Origin of the sequence: Embleya sp. NPDC050154 (assembly GCF_044460165.1) — a bacterium.
GTDB lineage: Bacteria > Actinomycetota > Actinomycetes > Streptomycetales > Streptomycetaceae > Embleya.
In genome coordinates this window covers 511-25,494 of record NZ_JBITJP010000048.1, presented here as the reverse complement: position 1 = coordinate 25,494, position 24,984 = coordinate 511, and the positions used below count along the sequence as shown (strand labels likewise).

The following is a 24,984-nucleotide window of genomic DNA, read 5'->3' as shown; positions in this document are numbered from 1 at the left end:
GCGGAATCCGCCGACCCCGTGAACCGGGGATAGCGGTGGGCCGTCCGGTGCCGTCCGGTATCGAGAGCCGCAGCCCACCCGGGGGTCCATCTCCATGCACAGCGCCATCCGCCGTCGTATCCCGCGCCCTGGAGCACTCGGCGCGGGGCTGCTCGCGACGGTGTGCGCGCTCGCCGCGCTCGCGCCGGCGGCGGTCGCCGGCGCCGATCGCCCCGGCGCGGCTCGGACCCGGCCCGCCGCGCCGACCGCGCCGGGCGGCACGACCCAGGTGCAGACGGCGATCTCCGGCACCGGCGACCACCGGGTGACCATCCCGGTCGGCGCGAGCGCGATGACCGCGACGGTGTACGGAAAGGCCGCCGGCGCCACCCAGGGCGGGTCGGTGGCCGGTTCGACCGCGGTCGCCGCGAACAGCCCGGCCCAGGCCGGCGCGACCCTGGTCGTGCGGATCGCCGACACCGGCACCACGCTGTTCTCCGCGACCGCCCCGCTGCCGTGGTTGTTCGCCCCGGCCGCCGGCGGTATCGGCCCGTACGCCGACCCGATCGTCTTCCCCGGCGCCCAGACCTCCGCGTCCGGCGGCGTCGGCGACGGCCACGCGTTGCTGTCCTTCACCGTGCCCGCCGCCCGGGTGGGCGAACTGCCGCCCACCGTCGACTTCGGCACGGCGCCGGTCGGCCGCAAGGCCACCCGCAATCTGCCGATCACCACCACCGGCGACGTGCCGTTCATGATCGCGTCCGCGACCGTCGAGGGACCGTTCGCGATCGACCCGGCCGGCACCACGTGCGCGACCGGCCCGGACACCAACGTGCCCGGCGGCTCCGCGTGCTCCTTCGCGGTCGTGTTCACCCCGACCAAGCGCGGAGCCGGCACCGGCAAACTCACCCTGACCGGCAATATCCCCGGCGGCAGCCGCACGGTCACCCTGTCCGGACTGGGCAGCGGCAAGCCCGGCGCGCCCGGCGGCCTGGCCGCGACCGCGGGCCAGGGGCAGGCGGTGTTGTCCTGGATGCCGCCCGCGGACACCGGCGACAGCCCGATCACCGGCTACCTGATCCGCCGCTCCACCAACGGCGAACCCGGTTCGACCCCGCCCCTGGCCACCCTGGGCGCGGACATCCTCACCTACACCGACCAGGGCCTGGAGAACGGCACCACCTACTCGTACACGGTCGTCGCGACCAACGCGGTCGGCGAATCCGACCCGTCCGCACCCGTCGACGCGGTGCCCTCGGCCGCACTGGTGCTGCCCGCCGCCGCGCTGCCGCCCGCCGGCGTCGGGCAGCCCTACACCGCCAAACTCGCCGTCCAGGGCGGCACCGCCCCCTACCACTGGGTCGCCGACGACCCGCTGCCGGCGGGACTGGCCCTGGACCCGGACAGCGGTGTGATCACCGGCACCCCCACGGCCCCCGGCGAGACCGGATTCGGGATCACCGTCTCGGACAACGCGCCGACCCGGCACGAGGCCAAGGCCCGGTATGGGATCACCGTGGCGGCCCCGTCCGCACCACCCGGCGGCCCCGCGCAGGCCGCCCTGGCACCGGGCCGGACCGGTGGCGACGGCGGGTCGGACGGGACCGTGTGGCTATGGGCGATACTCGGCCTGGTGGGCCTGATCGGGGTGGTCGTCGCGTTGCGCCGACTGCGTGCCCGGCGCGCCTGAGCGGTCGCGCCGGCGGCGCTCGGGAGCGGGCGCCGGGCCCGCCGGGAGCGGACCCACCGGGCCCGGGCGTCGCGAAGACCGGCGCGGGTCCCGAATACTGTGTCCCTCGGGGGAGCACCCCCGACCCCAGCCGCAACCCCCGTGGGCGGATCGGCCCGCGGGGACGGCACCGGCGACGCCATACGATCGTCGGCGCCTCGTCCACCGTGGGCGCAGACCTGTGTCACATCACAAGGAGCATCACTATGCCCGCGCCGGCAGGCGACCCCCAGGCCAAGGAACGCGAGCTCGCCGCGGAACAGGGCCATGTCGATCGCTCCTACACGCGCCTGGAACACATGCGCGACGAAGCCCAGGCGCTGCTCCAACAGGGCTACCGGCAGGCGCAGGTCGGCACGCGCGCGGCGCTGGTCGAGCGGGACGTCATGGTCTACCGCGCCGAACTGTGGGCCCGCTCCCTCGACGCCGCCGACGACGGACTCGTCTTCGGCCGCCTCGACCAGCTCGACGGCGAGATCCGGCACATCGGCCGGATCGGCATCCGCGACGAGGACAGCGAGGTGCTCGTCGTCGACTGGCGCGCGCCCGCCGCGGAGGCGTTCTACCGCGCCACCCCCGACGACCCGCGCGGTGTGGTCCGCCGCCGGGTGCTGCACTGCCGAGGCCGCTCGGTGGTCGACATCGAGGACGACCTGCTCGACCCGGACGCCGCCGACGACATGGTGATCGTCGGCGACGGCGCGTTCCTGGCCGCGCTCTCGCGCACCCGGGACGGCTCGATGCACGACATCGTGGCCACCATCCAGCGCGAGCAGGACGAGGCCATCCGGGCACCGATCGACGGTTCGGTGATCGTGCGCGGCGGCCCGGGCACCGGCAAGACCGCCGTCGCGCTGCACCGCGTCGCGTACCTGATGTTCCAATACCGCCGCCGCTTCGGTTCGCGCGGCGTGCTCGTGGTCGGCCCCAACCCGCGCTTCACCGCCTACATCGAACGTGTGCTGCCCTCGCTCGGCGAGGGCGGCGCGGTGCTGCGCTCGCTCGGCGACATGGTCGACGGCGTCGAGGCGGCCTACCACGACGACGCGGCGGCGGCGAAGCTCAAGGGCGCCGCGGCGATGACACACCTGCTCCGCCGCGCGGTCGCCGACGTGCCGGCCGGCGCGCCGACCGAGTTCGCGATCTCGCACCGCGGCACCCGGATCGTGCTCGACCACAAGGCGCTGCGCCGGATCCGCCGCGAGGTGCTGGCCAAGACCCGCAACGGTCCCAACACCGCCCGGCTCCAGGTGGCCCGCCAACTGCTCACCGAGCTGTGGGGCCGACTGCTCTCGCGCGGCGCCGGCCGCGGCGAGAAGGACGCGTTCCACGAGGACGTGGCCGCGCGCGACGAGTTCGCCGCGTTCCTGCGCGCGTGGTGGCCGCTGCAGCGGCCGGTGGACGTGCTCGCCGGACTGGCCGACCCGGAGCGGCTGCGCCGCTACGAGCGCGACCTGACGCCCGCGCAGGTGTCCGTGCTGGCGAACTCGTGGGCGCGCACCGCGCGCACCGGCGAGGTCTCCTTCCACGACGTGGCGCTGATGGACGAGCTGACCGGCCTGCTCGGCCCGCTGCCGCGCAAGCGCACGGTCGCCTACGGCAACCCGGACGAGGACAACCCGTACGTGGTGGACGGCCGGGACATCTTCAGCGGCGAGACGGTGGGCCGCGACGTCCCGGACGAGATCACCGAGGTGACCACCTACGCGGACCGGATGGCCGGCGGGCGCGGCGCGCGCAGGCCGCGCGACGAGGACGAGGACGAGCCGGTCGAGTACGCGCACATCGTCATCGACGAGGCGCAGGACCTGACCCCGATGCAGTGGCGGATGCTCGGCCGACGCGGCATGCACGCCACCTGGACCATCGTCGAGGACCCCGCGCAGAGCGCCTGGGAGGACCCGGGCGCATCGGCGACGGCGATGGCCGAGGCGCTGCGCGAGCGGCGTCGGTACGAGTTCGAGCTGACCACCAACTACCGCAACCCGGTGGAGGTGGCCGACGTGGCCGCGCGCGTGCTGGTGCGGGCCGTGCCCGGGGCCCGGCCGGCCCGGGCGGTGCGCAGCGGCGGCGAGCCGCCCAGGGTGCACGCCACGGCGGGCGAGCGGACCGGACCGGTGGTGCGCAAGCTGGTGCGCGAGCTGCTGGAGACGGTCGAGGGCACCATCGGCGTGGTCACCCCGGTCGGGGCCACCGAGGAACTGGCGGCCGAGTTGGAGGGCCTGGATCCGCGCGTGCAGCCGATGGACGCGCTGGACGCCAAGGGCCTGGAGTTCGACGTCGCGGTGATCGTCGACCCGCGCGGGATCGTCGAGCAGTCGCCCAACGGCATGCGCACGCTCTACGTCGCCCTGACCCGGGCCACCCGGTTGCTGGCCGTGGTCACGGCCGACCCGGACTGGACCGCGGAGTTGCTCGGGATCGAACCGAGCTGAGTGTCCCGGGGAACCGGGCGGGGGTCCGGCCCGAGCCGGACCCCCGCGCCGGCCCGGGGACGTCGGGCGGCCGAGACCCGCGGGGGAGGGTCAGCGGGCGATGCCGGCACACAGGTCGCGCAGCGGTTCGGTCACGCTGTCCGGGCGCTCGGTGAAGACCATGTGCCCGCAGTCGTGCTCCACCCGCAGGGTGGCCTCGGGGAGTTCGGCCGCGAGCGTCCGGCTGTGCGCGAGCGGGGTGAGCCGGTCGTGGGCGCCCACCACGATGTGCACCGGCACCCGCGCGAGCGCGGTCAGCGCGCCGGCCTTGTCGTGCGCGACCAGCGCCGGGAAGAACCCGCACACCGTGGCCATCGGCGTCGCGAACACCATCCGCGCGCAGTCGCGCACCACCGTCGGGTCGACCGCCGGGCCGAACAGGCCGCGCCGCACGATCCGCAGGTGACTCGGCCGGCCCGGGCCCGGCAGCAGGGTGCGCCCCCGGGTCACCAGCCGCGGGTACCGCCGTCCGAACGCGAAGAACCGGATCTGCGCGGCCGACCTGAACCGCACCGCGGCGGGCACGCCGCGTCCGGTGGGCACCAGGTCGCCCGCCGACGTGCCGACCAGGACCACGCCGGCCACCCGAGACCCGAACAACTCGGGCCGGGCCGCCGCCAGCGCCATGATCGTCATGCCGCCCATCGAGTGCCCGCACAACACCACCGGGCCGCTCGGCGCGACCGTGTCGAGCACGTCGGCGAGATCGTCGCCGAGCAGGTCGATCGTCCACGGCGCCGCGCGCCCCGCGGTGGATCGGCCGTGACCGCGATGGTCGTAGGTGATCGCCCGCACCCCGGCCTCCACCAGGGCCCCGACCTGGGTCCGCCAGACGTCGCCGTGCAGGGTCCAACCGTGCGCGAAGACCACCGTGACCGCCGCGTCCGGCGGCCCGGCCACGTTCACCCGCAGTTCCGCGCCGTCGCCGGTGCGTACCCTGAGGTCGTGTCCCACGAGTTCCGTGGTGCCCCTGGTGTCCGCCGTCATGCTCGCCTCCCGCTAGCGCTCTCCGTCTTTTCTACCCACCGGTAACGGGGTTCGAATACCCGTCCGGCGACAAAGTCGGGACCGGCTCGGGACCCTCCGTCCGCGCCGCGCGCGGGGCGGGCGCCAGGGTGGTGGGACCCGTGCGCTTGGACACCGCGCGCACGAGCGGCTCGAACACGGATCCCAGCAGGCGGGAGCCGACGTCGATCGCGGTCGCGTCCGCGCCGACGTACACCCGGGCCCGACCCCGCCGCACACCGCGCAGGGTGAGCCGCGCGGCACGCTGGGCCGAGGTGCGCGACGCCGAGTCGTGCAGTGCCGTGACCTTGTCCCGGTCGTGCGCGCCCGAGGTCCGCGAGTTGCGCACGATGTTCGTCTTTATCCCGCCGGGATGCACGGTGGTCACCGCGACCCCGGAACCGGAGAGCCGCATCTCCTGGCGGACCGACTCGGTGAACCCCCGCACCGCGTACTTGGCCGCGCAGTACGCGCTCTGCGAGGGGACCCCGAAGAGCCCGAAGACCGAGGAGATGTTCACCAGATGCCCCTCGCGCGAGCGGCGCAGGTGCGGCAGGAAGGCCCTGGTGCCGTACGCGACGCCCCAGAAGTTGACGCCCATCAGCCATTCGAAGTCGTCCCAGGACATCTCCTCGACGTCCGCGGTCAGCGACACGCCGGCGTTGTTGACCACCAGGTCCACCCCGCCGAAACGCTCGGCGGTCGCGTCCGCCCAGGCCGAGACGGCCGCGCGGTCGGCGACGTCGAGGACCTCGGTGTGGATTTCGCGCGCGCCCAGTCGCGCCGCCCGCTCCCGGGTCTCGGCCAGTCCCGCCGCGTCGACGTCGGCCAGCGCGAGTCGCGCGCCGTGCGCCGCCAGCTCGTACGCGAGAGCGCGTCCGATGCCCGATCCCGCGCCGGTGACCACACACACCCGACCTGTGAATTCCCGGATCACACGCACTCCCTGTCCGTACCGCTCGAACCACCGGAACGTTCGCATCGCCCGAACGACCGGAACCATCGGCCCGGCCGACCCCGCCTGCCGGGGCCGCCCCGCATCTCATCAGATTCCGGAGTCCGAATAAGTCTTACAATCCGATAACTGGCCTAAGCGATCCGATCCCACCGTCGGGCCCGATGACCCACCGGCGAGAATCGTCGGTTGATCCGCCGGAACCGGGTCAGCGACCCCGGCCACAACGCGGTCACCCGGCCGCTGCGCTCGTCCATGTACCAGCTCGTGCAGCCACCGGTGGTCCACACCGTGCGGCGCATGCGCTCGTCGAGCCACGCGTTGTAGGCGTCCTGTGCCCGGGGGAGCACCTCGACGTCGGCGATGCCCTGGTCGTGCATGCGCCGGATCGCGTCCACCGCGTAGCGCACCTGCGCCTCGATCACCACGATCATCGACGAGTGGCCCAGCCCGGTGCCCGGCCCGATCACCAGGAACAGATTGGGGAAACCGGCCACCATCGCGCCCTGATGGGCCGCCATCCCGTCGCGCCACACCTCGGCGAGCGTGCGCCCGTCGCGCCCGGTCACCACGCGCGCGATCGGCGGCCGGGTGGCCTCGAACCCGGTGCCCAGGACGATCGTGTCGGCCTTGTGCTCGATCCCGTCGGCGGTGAGCAGCCCGCCGGGCCGTACCTCGGTGATCGGAGCGGTCACCAACTCGACGTTGGGTCGGGTCAGCGCCGGATAGTAGTCGTTCGACAACAACACCCGCTTGCACCCGAGCCGGTAGTCCGGGGTCAGCCGGGCGCGCAGCTCCGGATCCGGGACCTGCCGGCGCAGGTGTGCCAGCGCCTGCCTCGTGGCCAGCGCGGTGACCCGGTCGAGTGGTCCCAGGAAGGCGCCGAGTGTGGCCTCGCGCTGCCAGTACAGGCCTTGGCGAACCACCCGTTGCGCGGCCGGCAACCGCCGGTACAGGTACCGCTGCCAGTTCGGCAGCGGTCGGTCGTTGCGCGGCATGATCCACGGCGGGGTGCGCTGGTAGAGGTCCAGTCGGTGCACGAGCGGCTGGATTCGCGGGACGAACTGGATCGCGGAGGCGCCGGTGCCCACCACCGCGACGTGTTCGCCGCCCAGATCGTGCTCGTGGTCCCAGCGGGCGGAGTGGAACACGCGCCCGCCGAAGTCCGCCAGACCCGGCAGCGCGGGCATCGCCGGCTCGGTGAGCGGACCGGCTCCGGCGATCACCACGTCGGCGCTGTACGCGCCGCCGGAGGTGGTCAGCCGCCAGCACGCCCGGTCGTGGTCCCATCGCGCGGCGGTCACCTCGTGGCCGAACCGCAGATGCGGAACCAGCCCGAACTCGCGCGCACAGCGGCGCAGATACGCGTGGATCTCGTCGCCCGGCGAGAACGCGTGCGACCAGGTCGGGTTCGGCGCGAACGAGAAGCAGTACAGATTGGACGGCACGTCGCAGGCCGCGCCGGGATACGTGTTGTCCCGCCAGGTGCCGCCGACGTCGTGCGCGCGCTCGAGGATGACGAAGTCCTCGATGCCGGCGTGTCGGCGAAGGCGATGGCCGGCGGCCAGGCCGGAGAAGCCCGCCCCGATCACGGCCACTCGAACGTGTGTGGTGTGCACTGCGGCCTCCGGTGCCGGATGGGGACGCTGTATCTGGAGGCTACTGACAAGTAGCCTCCAGGTGGAAGACCGGCGCGCCCCTTCCGCGTGCCGTCCTCGTCGGCGCCGCTTCCGCTGCCTGGGCACCGCTTCGCGGTGTATCCCGCCGCCGACGCGGCCTCGTCGGCGCGCGTGCCGGCTCGCGTGGTAGGGAAGGGGAGATCGATCGGGCTCGCGGAACACGTGACGCCCGCGGTGCTGCGACGAGGAGTACGACGATGGCCGGGATTCGCTACCAGGTGGTCCAGGACGGCGACGGGCGACCCACGGACGCGCCCTGTGCGCACCTGGACACGCTGCCGGAGACGGTGGCGCCGGGGTCGACGAAGGGATGCGAGGACTGCCTGCGGAACGGTACCCGGTGGGTGCACCTGCGGGAGTGCCTGACCTGCGGTCACATCGGCTGTTGCGACAGCTCGCCGAACCGGCACGCGACCGCGCACTGGCACGCCGCGGACCATCCGCTGGTGCGCTCGTTCGAGCCCGGCGAGGAGTGGGCGTGGTGCTACGCGGACGAGCTCGTCGCGGTTCCGGTGGACTGAGGAGCGGAGCACGTGCCCGTGTCGGTGCGGCTGCCTAGACTCCGATACGTGTCGAGACAGCCGGAAGCGGTGGGAGTACCCGATGAGTGATCTCGTGGCAACGGACGGCGCCGACGTCGTGGAGGTGCACTTCGAGCCGTTTCGGGTGGAGCTCACCGGCTACTGCTACCGGATGCTGGGCTCCGCCTTCGAGGCGGAGGACGCGGTCCAGGACACCATGGTGCGGGCCTGGAAGAGCTTCGACCGGTTCGAGGGCCGCTCGTCGATCCGCTCCTGGCTGTACCGGATCGCCACCAACGTGTGTCTGGACAGCCTCAACGGGCGCGAGCGCCGGGCCCGGCCGATGGACCTGTCCTCGCCGGTGCCCGCCTCCTCGGCACTGACGCCGGCGCGGCCCGAGGCCACCTGGATCGAGCCGATCCCGGACGGCCGGGTCGTGCCGAGCGTGGCCGACCCGGCCGAGCTGGCGGTCGCGCGCGAGAGCGTACGGCTGGCCTTCGTGGCCGCGCTCCAGCACCTGCCGCCGCGCCAGCGCGCCGTGCTGATCCTGCGCGAGGTGCTGGCCTGGAAGGCGAGCGAGGTGGCCGAACTGCTGGGCAGTTCGGTCGCGTCGGTCAACAGCGCGCTCCAGCGTGCCCGGGCCGCGCTCGCGGAGAACGAGGTCACCGCGACCGACCCGGTGCGGCCGATGGACGAGGAGCAGCAGTCGCTGCTCGCCCGCTACGTGGACGCGTTCGAGCGCTACGACCTGGACTCGCTCACCGCCCTGCTGCGCGAGGACGCGACCTTGTCGATGCCGCCGTTCGAGCTGTGGCTGCGCGGGCACGCGGACATCCGGGAGTGGTTCCTGGGCACCGGCAGCGGTTGCCGCGGTTCGCGGCTGGTGCCGATCGTGGCGAACGGCACGCCGGGCTTCGGCCAGTACCGTCCCAGCGGTCCCGGCGGCAGCTTCGAGCCGTGGGCGCTGCAGGTGATCGAGATGTCACAGGGGCAGATCATCGGCCTCAACGCGTTCCTCGACGTCCCGCACCTGTTCCCGCTGTTCGGCCTCCCGCCGACACTCGACGCCTAGGGGGCGCCCGCTGCCCGGACCGGTCGGGACGATGTCGTCCAGGCCGGTCAGGGTCAGCAGGTCGCGCAGCTCGCCGCTCGTGCCGTGCAGCCGGATCCGCCGGCCGACGCCGCGCGCGGTGAGCTGGAGCCGGGCCAGCGCCTCGATCGCGGCCAGGTCGGGGCGGGTGAGCGCGCTCACGTCGCACGGGAAGGGATCCGCCCGATCCGCGTGCAGGAGGGCGAGCAGGCGTGCGCACAGGCCCGGGACGTCCGCGCGGGTGAGCGGCGCGTATACGGCCAGTACGGCCGGTGGCGGGGTGACTGTTTCGGACGGATCGACCATCGACGACCTCCTGTGACGACGCTGTACCCGGTTATGACCGTTCCGGCGGGCAAAACTCATCACCCGCGTTCACCCGGGGGTCGTCGAGGGTTTCCCGGTGGGTGCAAACCGTGGCAAGTCCCTTGTGGAACGGGCCGTTTGGCGTGCCGTAGGCTGACGCGGTACCGACTTCGAGGGGATGACACGTTGTCCGAGCAGGACTGGGCGCCCACCGGGATCGACGTCAGTCGTCCCCATCCCGCCCGGGTGTACGACTACCACATCGGCGGCAAGACCAACTACCCGGTCGATCGCGCCTTGGCGGAACGGTTCATCGCGGTCGCCCCGCAGACCTCGATCACCGCGCTGGACAACCGGGCCTTCCTCGCTCGCGCGGTGCGCTGGGCGGCGGAGCAGGGCATCGACCAGTTCCTCGACATCGGGACGGGGATCCCGGCGCCCGGCAACACCCATGAGGTCGCGCAGGAGGTCATCGCGTCGGCCCGGGTCGCCTACGTGGACAACGACCCGATCGTGCTCGCGCACGCCCGCGCGCTGATGCCCGCCACCGATCGGGGTCGGACCACCTTCACCATGGGCGACGTGCGCGAGCCGGAGAAGATCCTGGCCGCCCCCGAGGTGGGCGAGGTGATCGATTTCGATCGCCCGGTGGCGCTGCTGCTGGTGGCGATTCTGCACTACGTCGCGGACGCCGAGGACCCGGCGGGCATCGTGAACCGGCTGCTGGCGGCGGTGCCTTCGGGCAGTGTGCTGATCGCGTCGCACACCACGTCGGACTTCCTGCCGCCGGTCGCGGCGGAGCGGGTGTTGGAGATCAACGACGACGCCGAGTTCATGTTGCCGCGCCCGCACGCCGAGATCGCGTCCTTCCTGACCGGGGTGGAATTGGTCGAACCCGGCCTGGTCCAGGCGCCGTTGTGGCACCCGGGGGAGGACGCCGACCTGTCGCCGGAGCGGCTGGCACAGTCCTGGATCTATACCGCGGTCGGCCGGAAGGTCTGAGCGACGCCGCACGCGGCCGAGTCCGCGAGCACGACGCGAGCCCGGCGCCCGACCACCGATCCGGTGGCCGGGCCGGGCTCGACGGGTTTGATCACGGTGCGTGTTACGGAAGCGCGCTTTCGACGGCGGCGACCAACGCGCGCATCAGCGGCGTGTCGTCGATCCACGCGACCGCGTCGCCGCGCCGGCGCGGCTCGGCGTCGGCCCGGATCGCCGACGCGTTGCGCTGGAGCCAGGCGGCGGCGTTGGCGCAGTGGTAGGGGTGCATGTCGGCGATCTCCAGCACGTCGCCGCCTGCGGTGGTCCAGGTCAGTTCCTCGTGCAACAACCGCGCCCAGGCGCCCTTGCGGTGCGCGCCGCGCGCGATCAGCGCCTGCCGGCCGGCTCGGGTGATGCCCATGTTCCGCCCGCGCAGCGGTACTTCGGCGCCGAGTCGGACCAGTCGGCTGCGCTGGAGGGTGGCCAGCGTGCGCAGCGAGATGCCGGGCGCGCCGTCCCGCACGCCGTCCGGGTGGGTGCGCACGGTCTTGGTGTCGATCCGGGTCAGGGCCCGGCGCACGGTCGCGGGTTTCACGGGGGTCAGCCGGATCATGGTGTTGACAGTGGACATCGAGGGATCCTCCTCTGCGTCGAGCCGCGGCCGACCGACCGCGGTGGCGCTCAACCCATGCGTCAAGCATCCCATCCGGCACCGACACCGGGACCCGTGCGACCTGCGCCTTTGCCGATCAAGTCACCGTGTGGGTGCGGAAGTTGACGGTGGGTCGGATGGTTCGCCGGTGTCGGGTGGGGGAGTTCGCGCGGTGGGCCGGCGGGTGGGCCGGAGGGGTCAGGCGGTCCGCCACACCGGTTCGTCGGAGCCCCAGGGGGTCGGCGGACGGGTCCACGCGGCGGGCAGCCCGGGCAGCTCGAACGGCGGTGCCACGTGGGTGAGTCGGCCCAGGGCCGTGTCGGTCGTGGTCAGATACGGGGCCGGGTCGAACGGCTCGGCGACCTCCGGCTCTCCGGGCGCGTACGCGGCGGTCAGCCAGGTCGCGGTGCGGGCCAACGCGAGGTCGATCCTGCTGCCCCGGTGGTCGGCCAGGCGCAGCGTCAGGGCGCGCAGGACGGCCGCGGCGAGCAGGTATCCGGTGGCCCGGTCCAGTGCCTGGGTCGGCAGCGCGCCCGGTTCCACCCGACCGCCCGCCTCGATCCGGGCGATCCCGCAGGCGCCTTGGACCAGGCTGTCGAAGCCGCGTCGGTTCGCCCACGGCCCGGGGCCCCACGCGTTGAACGCGGCGGTGATCAGCCCGGGTCGGCGGGCGCCGAGCGTTTCGTGGTCCAGGCCCAGGGCGGCCATCGCGTCGCTGCGGTATCCGGTGATCAACACGTCGGCGTCGGCGAGCAGTTCCTCGAAGCGGGATCGGTCGGCCCGGTCGCGCAGGTCCAGCAGGGTGGAGCGTTTGCCGAACGCGTTGTCCCAGTACTCGCCCGGATTCTCCGGCAGGTGCGGGGAGTCCACGCGCAGGACGTCGGCGCCCAGGTGGGCGAGGGTGCGGGTGCCGGTGGGGCCGGCGAGCACCCGGGTCAGGTCCAGGATCCGCACACCGGCGGCGGGTGCGGGATCGGGTGCGGGGCACCACGGGTCGCCGGCGGCGGTGCGGGTGAGGTCGAGCGGCGGCAGGGCGGCGACACAGGCGCCCTGGGGGTGTGCGGCCCAGGCGTCGCCCTCGCGGACGGCGAAGCCCAACGCGCCGTGTGCGGCGAGCAGTTCCTCGATCTCGGTGCCGGTGAGCCGGGCCAGGGCCTCGATCGCGTCGTCCACCGTCTCGACGCGCAGTGCGGCGAACGCCGCGGCGCGGTGGTGCGGGTAGTTGCCGTGCAGGCGCACCCAGCCGTCGGCGCTGCGGTGGAAGCGGGAGAGCGGATGCATCGACACCAGCGGTTCGCCGGCCAGGCGCAGGTGCCGGTCGCTGCTCATCGCCATGGCCGCGGCCCGGCTGTCCAGCACCACCGGTGCCGGGACGGATCCCCCACGAGCGGCGCCGAGTTCGCGGGCGGCGAGCGCGACGGCGCCGATTGCGGCCTGGGCGATCGCGGTCACCGGGAGCGCGGAGGTCAGCGTGTGGTCGGGGCCGGTGAAGGCGATGTGCGCGCGGTCGGCGGGGTCGCCGCCGAGGGCGCGCCAGGCTTGGTCGAGGAGCCGCGCGGGGGTGGTACGCATCGAAGCCTCACAGTTCTCGGAACTCCGCAGCCGCCGGGATCACCTGTTCGAGATGGCCCGAGCGGAAAACTATCGGGTCGGCGGTCTCCCAGCGTGCCCGCGTCCGCACTGTGGGCGCCCGGGCAAACGATTGGTCACTCGTTTGTGTAGGGGTTGTGCGGTTTGCTCTGCCGGGCGCGATCGTGATCGAGACTGAGGCCATGAGGCGCATCTGGGGCGAGGACGGCGGGTCGGGGCTCGGACCCGACGACGCGCTCCTGAAGGACGCCAGGCTGAGTGTGCGGGCGCGCGGCCTCGCGGTGTATCTGCTGTTGTTGCCGGACGGTGCCCGGCCGGAGCCGCGGGCGCTGGGGTCGCGGCCGGGGGAGAGTCCGGAGTCGATCGCGGGCTACCTCGACGAGTTGGCGGCGGCGGGCTACCTGACTCGGGTCCAGGGGCGCGACGCGCACGGGAATCCGATCGAGGAGGTCCGGTTGGCGGCGAATCCGGGTGAGCACGCGGCCGAGGCGGGGCGGTTGTTCCGGTGGCCCGGGCCGGAGCCGATCGGCGGGTGAGCGCGGGGCGTTCACATGTCCCGCCAGGTGGGGGTTCGGCGTTCGCGGAAGGCGGCGGCGGCTTCGGCCATGTTGCCGGTGAAGGTGCCCAGTACCTGGGTGCGGTTCTCCAGTTCGATCTGCTGGCGCAGCGAGGTCGCGCCGATCCCGGACCACAGGCCCTTCTTGGTCATCCATACGCCGTATTCGCTGTTGGTGGCGATCGAGCGGGCCAGTTCCAGGGCGGCGGGCAGGTGTTCGCCGGCGGGTACGCGGGCGTTGAGCAGGCCCCAGGAGTACGCCTCGGCGGCGTCGAAGTGGCGTCCGGTGAGCATCAGTTCGGCCGCCCGGGTGGGGCCGACCAGGCGTGGGAGCAGGTAACTGGTGCCCACGTCGGCGGAGGACAGGCCGACCTTGATGAACACCGAGCCGAAGCGCGCGCTCTCGTCCGCGACGCGCAGGTCGCAGGCCAGTGCGAGGGCCAGGCCGCCGCCGACGGCCGCGCCGTGCACGGCGGCGATCACCGGTTTCTCGCATTCGTGGACGGCCAGGATCAGTTCGGACAGGTGCTCCTGCGAGCGGTAGACGTGTCCGACCGGGCCGCGGCCCTCGGCGTCCGGCGCGTGGTCGGGGTCGCCGGAGAGGTCGGCGCCGGAGCAGAAGCCGCGTCCCTCGCCGGTCAGCACGATCGCCCGTGGGCCGCGCTCGCGGTGCAGCGTGGCGAAGGCGGCCTTGAGATCGCCCACCATGGTCGCGGAGAGCGCGTTGAGGCGGTCCGGCCGGTCCAGGCGGACGATCGCGATGTGGGGCTCGGGGCGCTCGATGCGCACGTATTTCATGTGACTCAGTCAAACAGATTCGCCGGGTGAAGGAAATGCCGGCGAGGTGGCGCCCCGAGGGAAGTTACCTGCCGGTAGCATCGCGGCCATGACTGAATCGACGACCGACTTCGACGCCGTCGCCGAGGGCCTGCGCGCCTCGGTGCCCTTCGTGCGCACGCTCGGCCTGGAGTTCGTGGAACTGGCCGCCGACCGCGCCGTGCTGCGCCTGCCGGACGAGCCCGCGCACCACAACCACATCGGTGGCCCGCACGCGGGCGCGATGTTCACGCTGGCCGAGTCCGCGTCCGGGGCGATCGTGATCGCCGCGTTCGGGGACCAACTCGCCCGCGCGACGCCGCTCGCGGTGGATGCCGCGATCCGCTACCGCAAGGTCGCCCTCGGCCCGGTGCTGGCCGAGGCCCGATTGACCCGTCCGGCCGTCGAGGTGGTCGCCGAACTCGACGCCGGCAAGCGCCCGGAATTCGTGGTCGAGATCACCATCCGTGACGAAGCGGGCACTACAACCGCGGAGATGACCGTCACCTGGACACTGCGCCCCAACCGCGCGTGATCGGCGCACACTGGCGCGGGTGACCGGCACACGTTTCCGGTCCCGGCTCCAGGGCAGGCAAGGGCCCGTGCCGGTCGGGAAGGTCCCGATCATGTTTTTGCTTCGGGTTGGTGATGATTTCCTATCCTGCTGGGATGACCGGGCAGATCGTGGTGGGCAAGGTCTCCCGCCGGCTCAAGGTACGCGCCGCGTGGCGGCGGTGGCGCCGCGTGGCACGGGCCCTGTTGACCGCGTTGGTGGCGTTGTCGATCACCGTGGTCACCGGGCTCGCGGTCGCGCGGGCCACCGTGCTCTCCGCCGACTGGTACGACGGCGTGCTGGAGCGCGAGCACGCCTACGACCGGCTCTACGACGAGGTACTGGTCGACCCCCGCATGGCGGGGGTCACCAACGACCTGCTGGGCCGGCTGCCGATACCGCCCAACCAGGTCACCGCCAACCTGCGCCTGGTGCTGCCGCCGTCCACCCTGCGCGGGATGGTGCGCGAGCAGATCGGGCACACCGTCGGCTACCTGCGCGGCGACGAGCGCGAACTGCGGCTGACCGTCGACCTCAAACCGGTGATCAACAACCTCGGCAAGGTCGCCGACGTCTTCGTCGGCGACCTCACCGGCGACGTGCCCCGGGTGACCGAGGACAACGCGCCCGCGCTGGTGGACGGCGTCTCCAAGGCCCTGGACGCGCTCGCCCAGGGCCGCCCGCCCGAGTCGCTGCCGGCGCTGAGCCTGGACCCGGCCGCGGCCCCGGAGGTGGCCGACCTGATCCTGGCCCGGCTGCCGGCGGAGTCCCGCGAGCCGATCCGCGGCCAGGTGGTCGCCTCGCTGCGCGCCGACGACCTCGGCGGGGTGCTGGTGGCGATCGTCCCGGTGATCTTCGGCGAGAAGGTCCGCCAGGCCCAGCTCGGACTGACCGGGCTCTCCGACGGCGGCACCTGGGACCTGACCCTGGACCTGCGGGCGAGCCAGGCCAACGAGAGCACCAAGCTGAAACTGGGCCAGCTCGAACAACTGCGCGCGATGACGGTGTTCGGCCTGGGCCGGCTGCTCGCGGTGGCGAGTGTGACCGCGCTGCTGGGTCTGGTGGTGCTGTGGCGCACCGGGTCCGCGCGCGGGGCGGCCCGGCTGCGACTGCCCGCGCTGGCCCTGGCGGGCGGCGGGCTGCTCGCGGGCGTGGGCTGCCTGGTCGCGTGGGGAGTGCTGCCGCACGTGGTCTCGGAGAACCGGGACGGCTGGGCGCCCTCGGTGGTCCGGCTCGCCGGCGACCTCCAGGAGGCCGCGGCGCGCGATGTGGTCGGGGTGTGGCTGGCCGCGTCCGCGGTGCCGCTGGTGTTCGGCGGGGTCACCTTCGGCGCGATCGTGCTGTGGGACAAGCACAAGCACCGGCGGGCCGCGCCGGTGCGGCACACCACCCGTCAGGTGCTCACCTCCGGCGCCGCGGTGGTCGCCGCCGGGGCGATCGCGCTGACCATCTTCGTGCCGGTGCCCACCTCAGGCTCCGGCGCCGACGCCAAGCGCTGCAACGGGATGACCGAGCTGTGCAACCGGCGCTACGACCAGGTCGCCTACCTGGCCACGCACAACTCGATGTCCTCGACCGCGGCCCGCTTCCTCAGCCCGCTCCAGGACGCGGACATCGTCACCCAACTGGACGCGGGCGTGCGCGGCCTGCTGGTGGACTCGTACACGTGGGAGGCCCCCGAGGAGGTGGCCGGCCGGCTCGCCGAGTCGGACCTGGACCCCGAGTCGCGCAAGATCGTCGCCGGCGTGGTCAACGACGTCGCGCCGGCCCGGCCCGGGCTGTGGTTGTGCCACTCGGTGTGCCGGGGTGGCGCACTGCCGATGGTGGAGACGCTGCGCGCGGTGGGCCAGTGGATGGATCGCAACCCGCACGAGGTGGTCACCCTGATCGTGCAGGACGCGATCACCGCGCAGCAGACCGAGTGGGCGTTCCGCGAGGCCGGGCTGGAGCGACTGCTGTACACGCCCGCCGCCGACCCGGACGAGCCGTGGCCCACGCTCGGCACGATGATCGAGCACAACCGTCGCCTGGTGGTCTTCGCCGAGCGCGCCGACGGGCCCGTCCCGTGGTACCGCAACTTCTACAAGTACGGGATGGAGACGCCGTACGCGTACACGAGTCCGACCGAGATGAACTGCGCGCCCTATCGCGGCGACGTGGGCAAGCGGCTGTTCCTGTTGAACAACTTCATCACCTCCGCCGGCGGCAGTCGGCTCGACGCCGGAGTGGTCAACTCGCGGCCGTTCCTGCTGGATCGGGCCCGCCGCTGCGAACGCGAACGCGGTGCGCAGGTCAACTTCGTCGCGGTCGACTTCGCCACCATCGGCGACGCGAAGGGCGCCGTGGACGTGTTGAACATCACCCGGAAAACACACTGACAGTCCGTCAATTTATCGACAGCGAGGGTCAATAGGACAGTCCGTGGCCGGTTTCGAAGAGCGGCTCCGCGTCCGCGGGCAGGTCGCCGGCGAGCCGGCCGGCGGGTGCGTAGCGGCCGAACACGACGTCCAGCACACCCTCGTCGTCGGCGCCCCTGGTGCCCAGCAACGCGGCGCAATAGCCGACCAGATCGGCCACCGCGGCGGGCCGGTACAGGTCTATCACCGCGACCGTGGGCACCGACGCGGCGATGTCCACGATCCGGTCGAGTTCGGCGTCGCCGTGCTCCTCGGGCAGGCGCAGCAGGGCCACGTCGGCGTCGGCGAGGTCGCTCACCACGGTCGCGTACCGGGCCGCGACGTCGGTGTCGACGTGTTCGGTGTACACGCGCAGCGCGTCCCGCAGGGGTAGGGCCGGTCCGCCGCTCGTGCTGATGCGCGAGCTGATGCGGTTCGTGAGCAGCACGACGGCGTGCGGGTCCCGATCCGTCATGGGTGAGCCCTCCTCCTGGCCGCGGCAGGCGCCGCCCTGACCCCGGACCCTACGCGTCGGGGACGACGTCGCGGGCACCAGGTGGCCGGCGTATACCCCCGACTGCCGTGCTCAGCCCGGTGCGTCCAAGGCCGCGGCCGCGGTGCGGGCCAGTGCGATCAGCCGCTCGCGATCGACGGCCGGGATGATGATGTCGACGGAGGTGACCAGGTCGCCGCGCGCCCGGGCGAAGGCGAGGCCGTCGCCGCGCGCGGGATCGCGGTAGATCACCGCGGCGTCGGAGATGCCGGGCAGCGTCTCGCGCGGGCCCGGGCCGGTGGCGGTCGAACGTGCGGTGTCCAGCGGGCCGCCGACCATCGCCTGGGGCAACTGCCCGACGACGACGGTCAGTACCCGACGGTCGCCGGCGTCGAGGTACTCGCACGAGCGCCCGGCGTCCGCCGACCGGGTGTGCACGGGGCCGATCGCGAGCACCTCCTCGACCCGGGTGGTCGAGAGCAGTTCGCAACCGTCGGCCGGTGGTGCGTCGGCTGCGGGCGGGGAGGGGGTGGGTCGAGGCGGCGCGCCCGCCTTGTCGCCGGCCGCCGCGGTGGACACCGGCACGTGCCGCGGCGGTGTGTCCGGATCTTCGCAGCCGCCGAGCAGGCACGCCAGACCCACCACCCCCACCAGGGTGGCGGCGGGCCCGACGCGCCCGGTCACAGCCGGCCGATCATCGTCCGGGCGATGTTGGCGAGGACGTCGGGCGAGACGTCCTTGTCGCTGCGGTCGATGTAGATGTCCGCGTCCAGGTAGGTGTCTCCGACGAGCTTCGTCCAGACCACCCCGTTGGAGGTCGAGTCGTGGTAGGTGAAGGCCGCGTCGCCGACCCCGGGCAGCGCGGTGGGGTTGTCCCCCGAGTCGATGGTTCCCTTGGCGGCCTGCTCGGCGGTGCTGTACTTGGGATCGCTCTTGGACATCATCACCGTCATCATCGACAGGCCCCGGGCGTCCCGGTAGTCGCAGAACGAGCTGCTCGAACTCTTGAGCTTCTCGTCCACCTCAGCCTTGACCACCGGCAGACCGAGCAGCGTGGCCACCTCGGCCGCGGTGAAGAAGCGACAGGGATCGTTGATGTAGGCCGCGGTCGATCCGGTCGCGGGTGCCGAGGTACCGGTCGAGGAGGTGCTCGGCGAGGCGGTGGCCGACGCGGACGCCGACGTCCCGCCGGTGGGCGGCGCGGTGGTGCGGCGGGCCGGCGGGGTGGTGCCGGCCGAGCTCGTCGGTCGGCCGGTGGGCTCGCTCGTCGGCTTGTCCTTGCCGCTCTCCAAGGCGCGAACGGTGTCCAGCGGCGACCTGTCGTTGTTGCCGCAACCGGCGACCGCGGTGCCGACGGCCAACGCGACGAGTACCGCTGCCACGCCTGTGCGGACATTCGTGGTGCGCACTTTGCTGTTCCCCCCGGTGTTCGAAGTGCAGTCGTCCATGAGATGAACCTAGGGCCCAGCGCGTTCCCGAACGAGTGGTACCTCCCTTGGAAGTCGAGGGGGATCCGAGGGCGCGATAATGCGCCCATGACTTCCGCACCACATTCGACCACCCACTCGGGGGCTCGCGCGGTCACGCAGGCCGTGATCCTCGCCGGCGGGCAGGGTTCACGGCTGCGCCCCTACACCGACGATCGACCCAAGCCGATGGTGGAGATCCCCGGCACCGGCACCCCGATCATCGGACACCAACTGCGCTGGCTGGCCGCGGAGGGCGTGCGCGACGTCGTGGTCTCCTGCGGGCACCTCGCCGAGGTGCTCCAGGACTGGCTCAAGAGCGCCGATCTCCCGGTGCGCGTGGAGACCGTGGTGGAGACCGAACCGCTGGGCCGGGGCGGCGGGTTGAAGTTCGCCGCCGCCGCGCTGCCGCGCCCGGACGAGCCCTGGTACGCCACCAACGGCGACATCTGGACCCGGTTCTCGCTCACCGAGATGGCCGCCTTCCACCACGAGCGCACCGCGCTGGCCACGCTCGCGCTGGCGCGACCCCGGATTCCCTGGGGCGTGGTGGAGACCGACAAGTACGGCCACGTCCTGGACTTCATCGAGGCGCCGCCCTCGCCCTACCTGATCAATGCCGGCGTGTACGTGTTCGCGCCCGAGTTCACCGCGCTGCTGCCGGACGTCGGCGACCACGAGCGCACCACCTTCCCCGGGCTCGCCCGGGCCCAGCGGCTGGCCGGCTTCCCGATCCCGCAGGGCGCCTACTGGCGGGCGATCGACACCGCCAAGGACCTGTCCGAGGCGGCCCGGGAGCTGCGCGCCGACGGCTGAGCCGGGTCTCGCCTCGGCGCGCGGCGGCACACCGTTTCCGGTCGCCGAACAGGTCCAACGAATCCGCCCCCGGCCGCTCGGCGGCTGGGGGCGGATCGTTCTCCCGGGGTGGTGCCGGCTTCCTTCGTCGATGGGCGAGTCGTTCGGGGTCTTACGCGCGCTTCCCGTGACCCCCGCGGCCACGGGTTCGAGCGGGCGGGCTACTCGCTGTCGGTGGCCGCGGTCAGGACGAGATGCCCGCGCGGGCACCGGGGTTGGCGGTGTCGCGCACCACCCGTAGACCGTCCAGCAGCCCGGCGAGCTGACCGTCGGTCAGCGGGTCGATCAGCCAGGTCTGGAGCAGGTCGACGTGCCCGGGCAGGACACCGCCTATCCGGTCCGCGCCGTCGCGGGTGAGCACCGCGAACAGCGCGCGGCGGTCGGTGGGGCAGTTCTCCCGGGCGACCAGCCCTTCCTTCTCCAGGCGGTCCACCACGCGGGTCACCCCGGAGGTGGACAGCGACGTCTGCGCCGCGAGATCACTCATCCGCAGGCGCTGCTCGGCCGAGCGGGACAACCGGACCAGCACGTTGAAGTCCACCGTGGACAGGCCGTGCTCGGCCAACTGCGGGCTGAGCCGGTCCATCAGGCCGGTATAGACCTCCACGAGCAGTCCCATGGCGGTGATGCGTGGATCGTCGAAGGGAGTGGTAGTCGATGGGGCGGGGGATGCGGCTCTCGGGGGAGTGTGCATGTCCCTATCATAGCAAGTAGTTGACATGCGGAATATCTATGGGCAAGATATTGCTGAGGTCGATATCCGCAAGGCAACGATATCTCTCCCGAGGAGTGCGACATGACCGCCACCACCCCCCGCCGCGACTGGGAAGGGCTCACGATCCCGACGGCCGGCACCTACGCGCTCGATGTGGCCCACACCCGCGTCGGGTTCACGGCGCGGCACTTGATGGTGAGCAAGGTGCGTGGCCAGTTCACCGACTTCACCGGAGCGATCACCGTCGCCGAGGACCCGATGGACTCCACCGTCGAGGCGACGATCTCCACCGCGAGCATGACCACCGGTCAGCCGGACCGCGACGCCCACCTGGCCAGTGCGGACTTCATGGAGGTGGAGAAGTATCCGCAGATGACCTTCCGTACCCTGCGCCTGAGCGGCCACGACGGCAACCAGTTCACCCTGGCCGGCGAGCTGACCATCAAGGGCATCGCCCGCGAGGTCGAGCTCGCGGTCGAGCTGGAGGGCCTCGCGACCAGCCCGTGGGGGCAGGAGGTGCTCGCGTTCACCGCGACCACGGAGATCAACCGCGAGGACTACGGGATGACCTGGAACCAGGCGCTGGAGAGCGGCGGCGTGCTGGTCTCGAAGAAAATCAGGATCGAGATCGAGGGCGAGGCCGTCCGCCAGGACGGCTGATCGGCGCCGACGGTTCGTGGGCGAGGGCGGACAGGGGCCGGGCGGGACGCGCCCGGCCCCTTCGGCATGCGGTTTCTCGGTGGGCGGTCCGTCACGGTGCGCGGCCAGTGTGCGGCCCCTCCGGTGTGACGGACGCGAGTTCGGAGGCGGTCGGTCCGTCGTGCTCAGCGCGTCGCCAGGAAGGCGTCCACCTGCTCGTGGATGTAGGCCACATCCTCGGCGTCCATGCGATGGTTCATCGGCACGATCAGCGCGTGCTCCATCACCCGGTCGGCATTGGGGTAGCCGCCCGGGTCGGCGCGGTGCGCGATGTCCTTGAAGCCGGGCTGGCGCAGGATGTTGCCCGACCACACGGTCCGCGTGGACACCCCGCGCTCCTCCAGCCACGCCTGCATCTCGCCGCGAGTGAACGGCAGCCCCTCGTTCAGCAGGATGGGGAAGTTGAGCCACCCCGTCTCCAGGCCCTCGGTCTGGCGCGGTGCGGTGAACTCCGCGCGCGCGTCGAAGTACGCGTGATGCGCGGCGAAGTGCTCCCGACGGGTGGCCAGGAACCGGGGCAGCTTGGCGAGTTGGGCCAGCCCGAAGGCGGCGCCCAGCTCCGAGGGCTCGAAGTTCCAGCCGATCTCGTCGAAGATGAACAGGTTGTCGTACAACACGCCGTCGATCTCCTCGAAGAAGTCGCGGTTGCCCCGCTTGGAGCCGAAGAGCTGCAGTTCGCTGCGTCGGCCCCAGCGCCGCAACATCAGACCGCGGTCGCGCAGGTCCTCGTCGTCGGTGAGCACCATGCCGCCGTTGCCCGCGCAGGTGATGATGTGCGACATCGCGAAGCTGGTCACCGAGATGTCCGCGCGGGTGCCCGTCGGCGTGCCGCGCAGGGTCGCGCCGAGCGCGTCGCAGGAATCCTCGATCACCTTGAGGCCGTGCCGGTCCGCGATCGCCCGGATCACGTCCCAGTCCGGGGCGTTGCCCGCGAGGTTGGGGGTCAGGATCGCCCTGGTGCGCGGGCCGATCAGGGCCTCGATCCGGGTCGGGTCGATCTGGTAGGTATCCGGCTCGACGTCGGCGAGCACGGGCACCAGACCGGCCTTGACCATCGGTGCGATATCCGTGGAGAAGGTCAGCGTGGAGGTGATGATCTCGTCCCCGGGGGACAGACGCAGCAGTTCGATCGCGAGATACAGCGCGGAGGAACCCGAGTTGCACATCAGGCCGTTGCGCTTGCCGAACAGCTCCGCGACGCGCGTCTCCAGTTCCGCGACATTGCGTCCGATGCCCATCGCCGAGGGCGGCCCGTTCAGGACCGCCAGCATCGCGTCGATCTCGCTCTGGTCGTGCACGCTGCCGGCGTACGGGATCTTGCGCATGAGTGCCTACCCTCGTGGTGATGTCGGATCGCAGCACGGCTGACGAGGCGTCAGCTGACGATGTGTCATGGCTATCATGGCTATGATGGGTGAACAAGACGACGGGAGCTGAGCGTGCGCTACACCACCGTGGGCAAGTCGGGTCTGAAGGTCTCCGCGATCGGCCTCGGCTGCAACAACTTCGGGATGCGGATCGACCAGGACGGCGCCGACAAGGTGGTCGGCGCCGCGCTCGACGCCGGGGTGACCCTGTTCGACACCGCCGACATGTACGGCGGCGGGAAATCCGAGGTGCTGCTCGGCAAGGCACTCGGGAGCCGCCGCGAGGACGTGGTCGTGGCCACCAAGTTCGGCGCGAAGGTGGCCGAGGGGCCGTACGGCCGCGGCTCCTCGCGCCGGCACATCGTGCGGAGCTGCGAGAACAGCCTCCGGCGCCTGGGCACCGACCACATCGACCTGTACTACCAGCACTACGCCGACCCGGAGACCCCGATCGAGGAGACGCTGAGCGCGCTCGACGACCTGGTCCGGGCGGGCAAGGTGCGCTACGCGGGCACCTCCAACCTCGCCGCGTGGCAACTCGCCGACGCAGCACACCTCGCCGGCTCCACGCGGTTCGTGGCCGCGCAGATCGAGTGGAGCCTGCTGGAGCGCACCGTCGAGCGGGACATGGTGCCCGCGGCCCGGCACTTCGGCGTCGGCGTCATCCCGTACTTCCCGCTCGCGTCCGGCCTGCTCAGCGGCAAATACCGGCGCGGCGAGGAGTTCCCGCAGGACAGCCGGTTCGCGGCCATCCCGCGCTTCGCGCAGGCCGTGGCCACCGACGACAACTTCGCGATCGTCGAGCGGCTCACCGCCTACGCCGAGAACCAGGGCCTGACCCTGCTCGCCCTCGCGCTGTCCTGGTTGGCCGCGCAACCCGAGGTGGCGTCGGTGCTGGTCGGCGCGACCCGTCCCGAGCAGGTCGCGGCCAACGCGGCCGCGATCGTGGACCTCACCGCGACCCAGGTCGCCGAGATCGCCGAACTCGCCGCGGCGGTACCGGCGTGAACCCCGCGGCGCAGCCGGTCCGATCCGGCACCGAGCGATCCCTGCGCAACGCCGGCATCGCGGACGAACTCGCCCGCCGGCTGCGTCGCCGGATCCTGGACGGTCCGCTGCGGGACGGCGACATGCTGCCCAAACAGGACGACCTGATCGCCGAGTTCGGCGTCGGCCGCACCACGCTGCGCCAGGCGTTCCGGATCCTGGAGACCGAGGGCCTGATCACGGTCAAGCGCGGCAACACCGGTGGCGCGGTGGTGCACGTCCCGCAACCGGCGGATGCGGCACACATGTTCGGCATGGTCATGCACGCGCGCCAGGTCCGCTTGGACGACCTCGCGCAGGCGCTGCGCCGGCTGGAACCGGTCTGCGCGGCGTTGTGCGCGGCGCGCCCGGACCGGGCCACCGAGGTGGTGCCCTGGTTGCGCGAGGTGCACGCGCGGATGGAGCGCGCGGTCGAGGACGGACCGGCCTACATCCGCGCCGGTCGCGACTTCCACGAGGCCCTGGTGCTGTTGTGCGGCAACGAGACCATGAAGATCCTGCTCGGCGCGGTCGAGGTGTTGTGGGCGCAACAGGAACGCGAATGGGCCCAGGAGGCTTTGGCCGACACGGGCGAACGCGTCCGCCGCGCCGGCCTGCGCGACCACGAGCGCCTGATCGCCCTGATCGAGGCCGGCGACGAATCCGAGGTCTACCGCGAATCGGTACGCCACCTCGAAGCCGCCCAGGACTACCCCTTGCGCGGCCGAGGAGGCGCCCCCATCACCTCCCCCTGACCCCAACCCCGAACGCCGCCCGGCCAACGCCACCCCGCGGCCCGGCCGGCGTTCGACCCCACCCGGCCGCCCCCGTCCAACGACCCGCAGCCCGTCCGGGCGGCCAAGCCCCAACCAGCCCGGCCGGCGCATGGGCCAAGGATCCGCAGCCCGTCCCGGCGGCGGCCTCGAATCCCAGCCCAGCCGGCGTTCGAGGCCAACCAGCCGCAGGCCGGACCGCGGAGCCCGACCACAGCCGTCCGGGCGGCCGACCCCAAATCCCAGCCCGGCCGGCGTTTGAGGCCAAGGATCCGCGGCCCGTCCGCGCGGCCAGGTGCAACCCGGCC

At 72.5% G+C, this 24,984-nt stretch carries 24 protein-coding genes; 12 read left to right on the top strand and 12 right to left on the bottom strand.

The features are described from left to right. The first annotated feature begins 94 nt into the window (after window positions 1-94). Together ACIBSV_RS49130 and ACIBSV_RS49125 are read left to right on the top strand one after the other, a co-directional pair. A complete protein-coding gene (locus ACIBSV_RS49130; protein ID WP_395874270.1) occupies window positions 95-1,669 on the top strand; it encodes a fibronectin type III domain-containing protein in 1,575 nt (524 codons plus the stop codon). Window positions 1,670-1,914: 245 nt separating this feature from the next. Next, on the top strand, window positions 1,915-4,143 hold the full coding sequence (locus ACIBSV_RS49125) for a HelD family protein (RefSeq protein WP_395874268.1): 2,229 nt from the start codon (window positions 1,915-1,917) through the stop codon (window positions 4,141-4,143). A 90-nt stretch (window positions 4,144-4,233) separates the two neighbouring features. On the opposite strand, the gene ACIBSV_RS49120 is transcribed toward ACIBSV_RS49125, so the two are convergent. From ACIBSV_RS49120 to ACIBSV_RS49110, 3 genes are all read right to left on the bottom strand, one after another. Continuing rightward, a complete protein-coding gene (locus tag ACIBSV_RS49120) occupies window positions 4,234-5,169 on the bottom strand; it encodes an alpha/beta fold hydrolase (protein WP_395874266.1) in 936 nt (311 codons plus the stop codon). Between the two features lie 31 nt (window positions 5,170-5,200). Next, on the bottom strand, window positions 5,201-6,124 hold the full coding sequence (locus tag ACIBSV_RS49115; RefSeq protein WP_395874264.1) for an SDR family NAD(P)-dependent oxidoreductase: 924 nt from the start codon (window positions 6,122-6,124) through the stop codon (window positions 5,201-5,203). Window positions 6,125-6,276: 152 nt separating this feature from the next. Further along, window positions 6,277-7,740: a flavin-containing monooxygenase gene (locus ACIBSV_RS49110; protein WP_395874262.1), complete on the bottom strand. Its 1,464-nt coding sequence runs from the start codon at window positions 7,738-7,740 to the stop codon at window positions 6,277-6,279. A 278-nt stretch (window positions 7,741-8,018) separates the two neighbouring features. Between ACIBSV_RS49110 and ACIBSV_RS49105 the strand changes: the two genes are divergently transcribed. Further along, window positions 8,019-8,342: a ubiquitin carboxyl-terminal hydrolase 14 gene (locus ACIBSV_RS49105; RefSeq protein ID WP_395874260.1), complete on the top strand. Its 324-nt coding sequence runs from the start codon at window positions 8,019-8,021 to the stop codon at window positions 8,340-8,342. A gap of 82 nt (window positions 8,343-8,424) precedes the next feature. Then, window positions 8,425-9,414 carry a sigma-70 family RNA polymerase sigma factor gene (locus ACIBSV_RS49100; RefSeq protein WP_395874258.1) on the top strand — a complete coding sequence of 330 codons (990 nt, stop codon included), beginning with the start codon at window positions 8,425-8,427 and terminating at the stop codon, window positions 9,412-9,414. On the opposite strand, the gene ACIBSV_RS49095 is transcribed toward ACIBSV_RS49100, so the two are convergent. Further along, a complete protein-coding gene (locus tag ACIBSV_RS49095) occupies window positions 9,325-9,738 on the bottom strand; it encodes a lipid asymmetry maintenance protein MlaB (RefSeq protein WP_395874256.1) in 414 nt (137 codons plus the stop codon). The two genes, ACIBSV_RS49100 and ACIBSV_RS49095, sit on opposite strands and share 90 nt — an antisense overlap. Before the next feature lie 186 nt (window positions 9,739-9,924). On the opposite strand from ACIBSV_RS49095, the gene ACIBSV_RS49090 reads away from it, so the two are divergent. Next, entirely contained in the window at window positions 9,925-10,740 is an 816-nt protein-coding gene (locus ACIBSV_RS49090) for an SAM-dependent methyltransferase (protein ID WP_395874254.1), read from the top strand. Window positions 10,741-10,843: 103 nt separating this feature from the next. On the opposite strand, the gene ACIBSV_RS49085 is transcribed toward ACIBSV_RS49090, so the two are convergent. Beyond that, a complete protein-coding gene (locus ACIBSV_RS49085; protein ID WP_395874252.1) occupies window positions 10,844-11,350 on the bottom strand; it encodes a hypothetical protein in 507 nt (168 codons plus the stop codon). A gap of 219 nt (window positions 11,351-11,569) precedes the next feature. After that, window positions 11,570-12,943 carry a CoA transferase gene (locus tag ACIBSV_RS49080; protein ID WP_395874250.1) on the bottom strand — a complete coding sequence of 458 codons (1,374 nt, stop codon included), beginning with the start codon at window positions 12,941-12,943 and terminating at the stop codon, window positions 11,570-11,572. A gap of 200 nt (window positions 12,944-13,143) precedes the next feature. Here ACIBSV_RS49080 and ACIBSV_RS49075 point away from each other — a divergent pair, with 200 nt between their 5' ends. Continuing rightward, the gene (locus ACIBSV_RS49075; RefSeq protein ID WP_395874248.1) at window positions 13,144-13,497 is read left to right on the top strand and encodes a hypothetical protein; all 354 of its coding nucleotides are present in this window, start codon (window positions 13,144-13,146) and stop codon (window positions 13,495-13,497) included. 11 nt (window positions 13,498-13,508) lie between these two features. Here ACIBSV_RS49075 and ACIBSV_RS49070 read toward each other — a convergent pair whose 3' ends face one another. Beyond that, the gene (locus tag ACIBSV_RS49070) at window positions 13,509-14,315 is read right to left on the bottom strand and encodes an enoyl-CoA hydratase/isomerase family protein (protein WP_395874246.1); all 807 of its coding nucleotides are present in this window, start codon (window positions 14,313-14,315) and stop codon (window positions 13,509-13,511) included. Window positions 14,316-14,403: 88 nt separating this feature from the next. On the opposite strand from ACIBSV_RS49070, the gene ACIBSV_RS49065 reads away from it, so the two are divergent. After that, complete coding sequence (locus tag ACIBSV_RS49065) at window positions 14,404-14,868, top strand: DUF4442 domain-containing protein (protein WP_395874244.1); 465 nt, start codon at window positions 14,404-14,406, stop codon at window positions 14,866-14,868. A 134-nt stretch (window positions 14,869-15,002) separates the two neighbouring features. Beyond that, window positions 15,003-17,264 carry a hypothetical protein gene (locus tag ACIBSV_RS49060; RefSeq protein ID WP_395874242.1) on the top strand — a complete coding sequence of 754 codons (2,262 nt, stop codon included), beginning with the start codon at window positions 15,003-15,005 and terminating at the stop codon, window positions 17,262-17,264. Window positions 17,265-17,292: 28 nt separating this feature from the next. On the opposite strand, the gene ACIBSV_RS49055 is transcribed toward ACIBSV_RS49060, so the two are convergent. From ACIBSV_RS49055 to ACIBSV_RS49045, 3 genes are all read right to left on the bottom strand, one after another. After that, window positions 17,293-17,757, bottom strand: a complete 465-nt coding sequence (locus tag ACIBSV_RS49055) for a hypothetical protein (protein ID WP_395874240.1) — start codon at window positions 17,755-17,757, stop codon at window positions 17,293-17,295. Between the two features lie 111 nt (window positions 17,758-17,868). Beyond that, entirely contained in the window at window positions 17,869-18,459 is a 591-nt protein-coding gene (locus ACIBSV_RS49050) for a hypothetical protein (protein ID WP_395874238.1), read from the bottom strand. Then, window positions 18,456-19,184, bottom strand: a complete 729-nt coding sequence (locus ACIBSV_RS49045; RefSeq protein ID WP_395874236.1) for a hypothetical protein — start codon at window positions 19,182-19,184, stop codon at window positions 18,456-18,458. The genes ACIBSV_RS49050 and ACIBSV_RS49045 overlap by 4 nt, the downstream gene beginning before the upstream one ends. Window positions 19,185-19,310: 126 nt before the next feature. On the opposite strand from ACIBSV_RS49045, the gene ACIBSV_RS49040 reads away from it, so the two are divergent. Continuing rightward, on the top strand, window positions 19,311-20,057 hold the full coding sequence (locus ACIBSV_RS49040) for an NDP-sugar synthase (RefSeq protein WP_395874234.1): 747 nt from the start codon (window positions 19,311-19,313) through the stop codon (window positions 20,055-20,057). Window positions 20,058-20,280: 223 nt separating this feature from the next. Here the strand turns inward: ACIBSV_RS49040 and ACIBSV_RS49035 are convergent, their stop codons facing one another. Continuing rightward, entirely contained in the window at window positions 20,281-20,715 is a 435-nt protein-coding gene (locus tag ACIBSV_RS49035) for a MarR family winged helix-turn-helix transcriptional regulator (RefSeq protein ID WP_395874232.1), read from the bottom strand. Window positions 20,716-20,892: 177 nt separating this feature from the next. Here ACIBSV_RS49035 and ACIBSV_RS49030 point away from each other — a divergent pair, with 177 nt between their 5' ends. Beyond that, window positions 20,893-21,471 carry a YceI family protein gene (locus ACIBSV_RS49030; RefSeq protein ID WP_395874230.1) on the top strand — a complete coding sequence of 193 codons (579 nt, stop codon included), beginning with the start codon at window positions 20,893-20,895 and terminating at the stop codon, window positions 21,469-21,471. 164 nt (window positions 21,472-21,635) lie between these two features. Here the strand turns inward: ACIBSV_RS49030 and ACIBSV_RS49025 are convergent, their stop codons facing one another. Further along, window positions 21,636-22,835 carry a DegT/DnrJ/EryC1/StrS family aminotransferase gene (locus tag ACIBSV_RS49025; RefSeq protein WP_395874228.1) on the bottom strand — a complete coding sequence of 400 codons (1,200 nt, stop codon included), beginning with the start codon at window positions 22,833-22,835 and terminating at the stop codon, window positions 21,636-21,638. A gap of 114 nt (window positions 22,836-22,949) precedes the next feature. On the opposite strand from ACIBSV_RS49025, the gene ACIBSV_RS49020 reads away from it, so the two are divergent. Further along, window positions 22,950-23,885 (top strand): aldo/keto reductase, encoded by a 936-nt coding sequence (locus ACIBSV_RS49020; RefSeq protein WP_395874226.1) that lies wholly within the window; start codon window positions 22,950-22,952, stop codon window positions 23,883-23,885. Then, complete coding sequence (locus tag ACIBSV_RS49015; protein WP_395874224.1) at window positions 23,882-24,658, top strand: FadR/GntR family transcriptional regulator; 777 nt, start codon at window positions 23,882-23,884, stop codon at window positions 24,656-24,658. The genes ACIBSV_RS49020 and ACIBSV_RS49015 overlap by 4 nt, the downstream gene beginning before the upstream one ends. Window positions 24,659-24,984: the final 326 nt, after the last annotated feature.

Excerpts from the sequence above, each read along its gene's own strand:
- ACIBSV_RS49130 (WP_395874270.1), top strand. The coding sequence starts at position 95 with ATGCACAGCGCCATCCGCCGTCGTATCCCGCGCCCTGGAGCACTCGGC.
- ACIBSV_RS49125 (WP_395874268.1), top strand. The coding sequence starts at position 1,915 with ATGCCCGCGCCGGCAGGCGACCCCCAGGCCAAGGAACGCGAGCTCGCC.
- ACIBSV_RS49120 (WP_395874266.1), bottom strand. The coding sequence starts at position 5,169 with ATGACGGCGGACACCAGGGGCACCACGGAACTCGTGGGACACGACCTC.
- ACIBSV_RS49105 (WP_395874260.1), top strand. The coding sequence starts at position 8,019 with ATGGCCGGGATTCGCTACCAGGTGGTCCAGGACGGCGACGGGCGACCC.
- ACIBSV_RS49100 (WP_395874258.1), top strand. The coding sequence starts at position 8,425 with ATGAGTGATCTCGTGGCAACGGACGGCGCCGACGTCGTGGAGGTGCAC.
- ACIBSV_RS49095 (WP_395874256.1), bottom strand. The coding sequence starts at position 9,738 with ATGGTCGATCCGTCCGAAACAGTCACCCCGCCACCGGCCGTACTGGCC.
- ACIBSV_RS49085 (WP_395874252.1), bottom strand. The coding sequence starts at position 11,350 with ATGTCCACTGTCAACACCATGATCCGGCTGACCCCCGTGAAACCCGCG.
- ACIBSV_RS49080 (WP_395874250.1), bottom strand. The coding sequence starts at position 12,943 with ATGCGTACCACCCCCGCGCGGCTCCTCGACCAAGCCTGGCGCGCCCTC.
- ACIBSV_RS49075 (WP_395874248.1), top strand. The coding sequence starts at position 13,144 with ATGAGGCGCATCTGGGGCGAGGACGGCGGGTCGGGGCTCGGACCCGAC.
- ACIBSV_RS49070 (WP_395874246.1), bottom strand. The coding sequence starts at position 14,315 with ATGAAATACGTGCGCATCGAGCGCCCCGAGCCCCACATCGCGATCGTC.
- ACIBSV_RS49065 (WP_395874244.1), top strand. The coding sequence starts at position 14,404 with ATGACTGAATCGACGACCGACTTCGACGCCGTCGCCGAGGGCCTGCGC.
- ACIBSV_RS49060 (WP_395874242.1), top strand. The coding sequence starts at position 15,003 with ATGACCGGGCAGATCGTGGTGGGCAAGGTCTCCCGCCGGCTCAAGGTA.
- ACIBSV_RS49055 (WP_395874240.1), bottom strand. The coding sequence starts at position 17,757 with ATGACGGATCGGGACCCGCACGCCGTCGTGCTGCTCACGAACCGCATC.
- ACIBSV_RS49040 (WP_395874234.1), top strand. The coding sequence starts at position 19,311 with ATGACTTCCGCACCACATTCGACCACCCACTCGGGGGCTCGCGCGGTC.
- ACIBSV_RS49035 (WP_395874232.1), bottom strand. The coding sequence starts at position 20,715 with ATGGGACTGCTCGTGGAGGTCTATACCGGCCTGATGGACCGGCTCAGC.
- ACIBSV_RS49030 (WP_395874230.1), top strand. The coding sequence starts at position 20,893 with ATGACCGCCACCACCCCCCGCCGCGACTGGGAAGGGCTCACGATCCCG.
- ACIBSV_RS49025 (WP_395874228.1), bottom strand. The coding sequence starts at position 22,835 with ATGCGCAAGATCCCGTACGCCGGCAGCGTGCACGACCAGAGCGAGATC.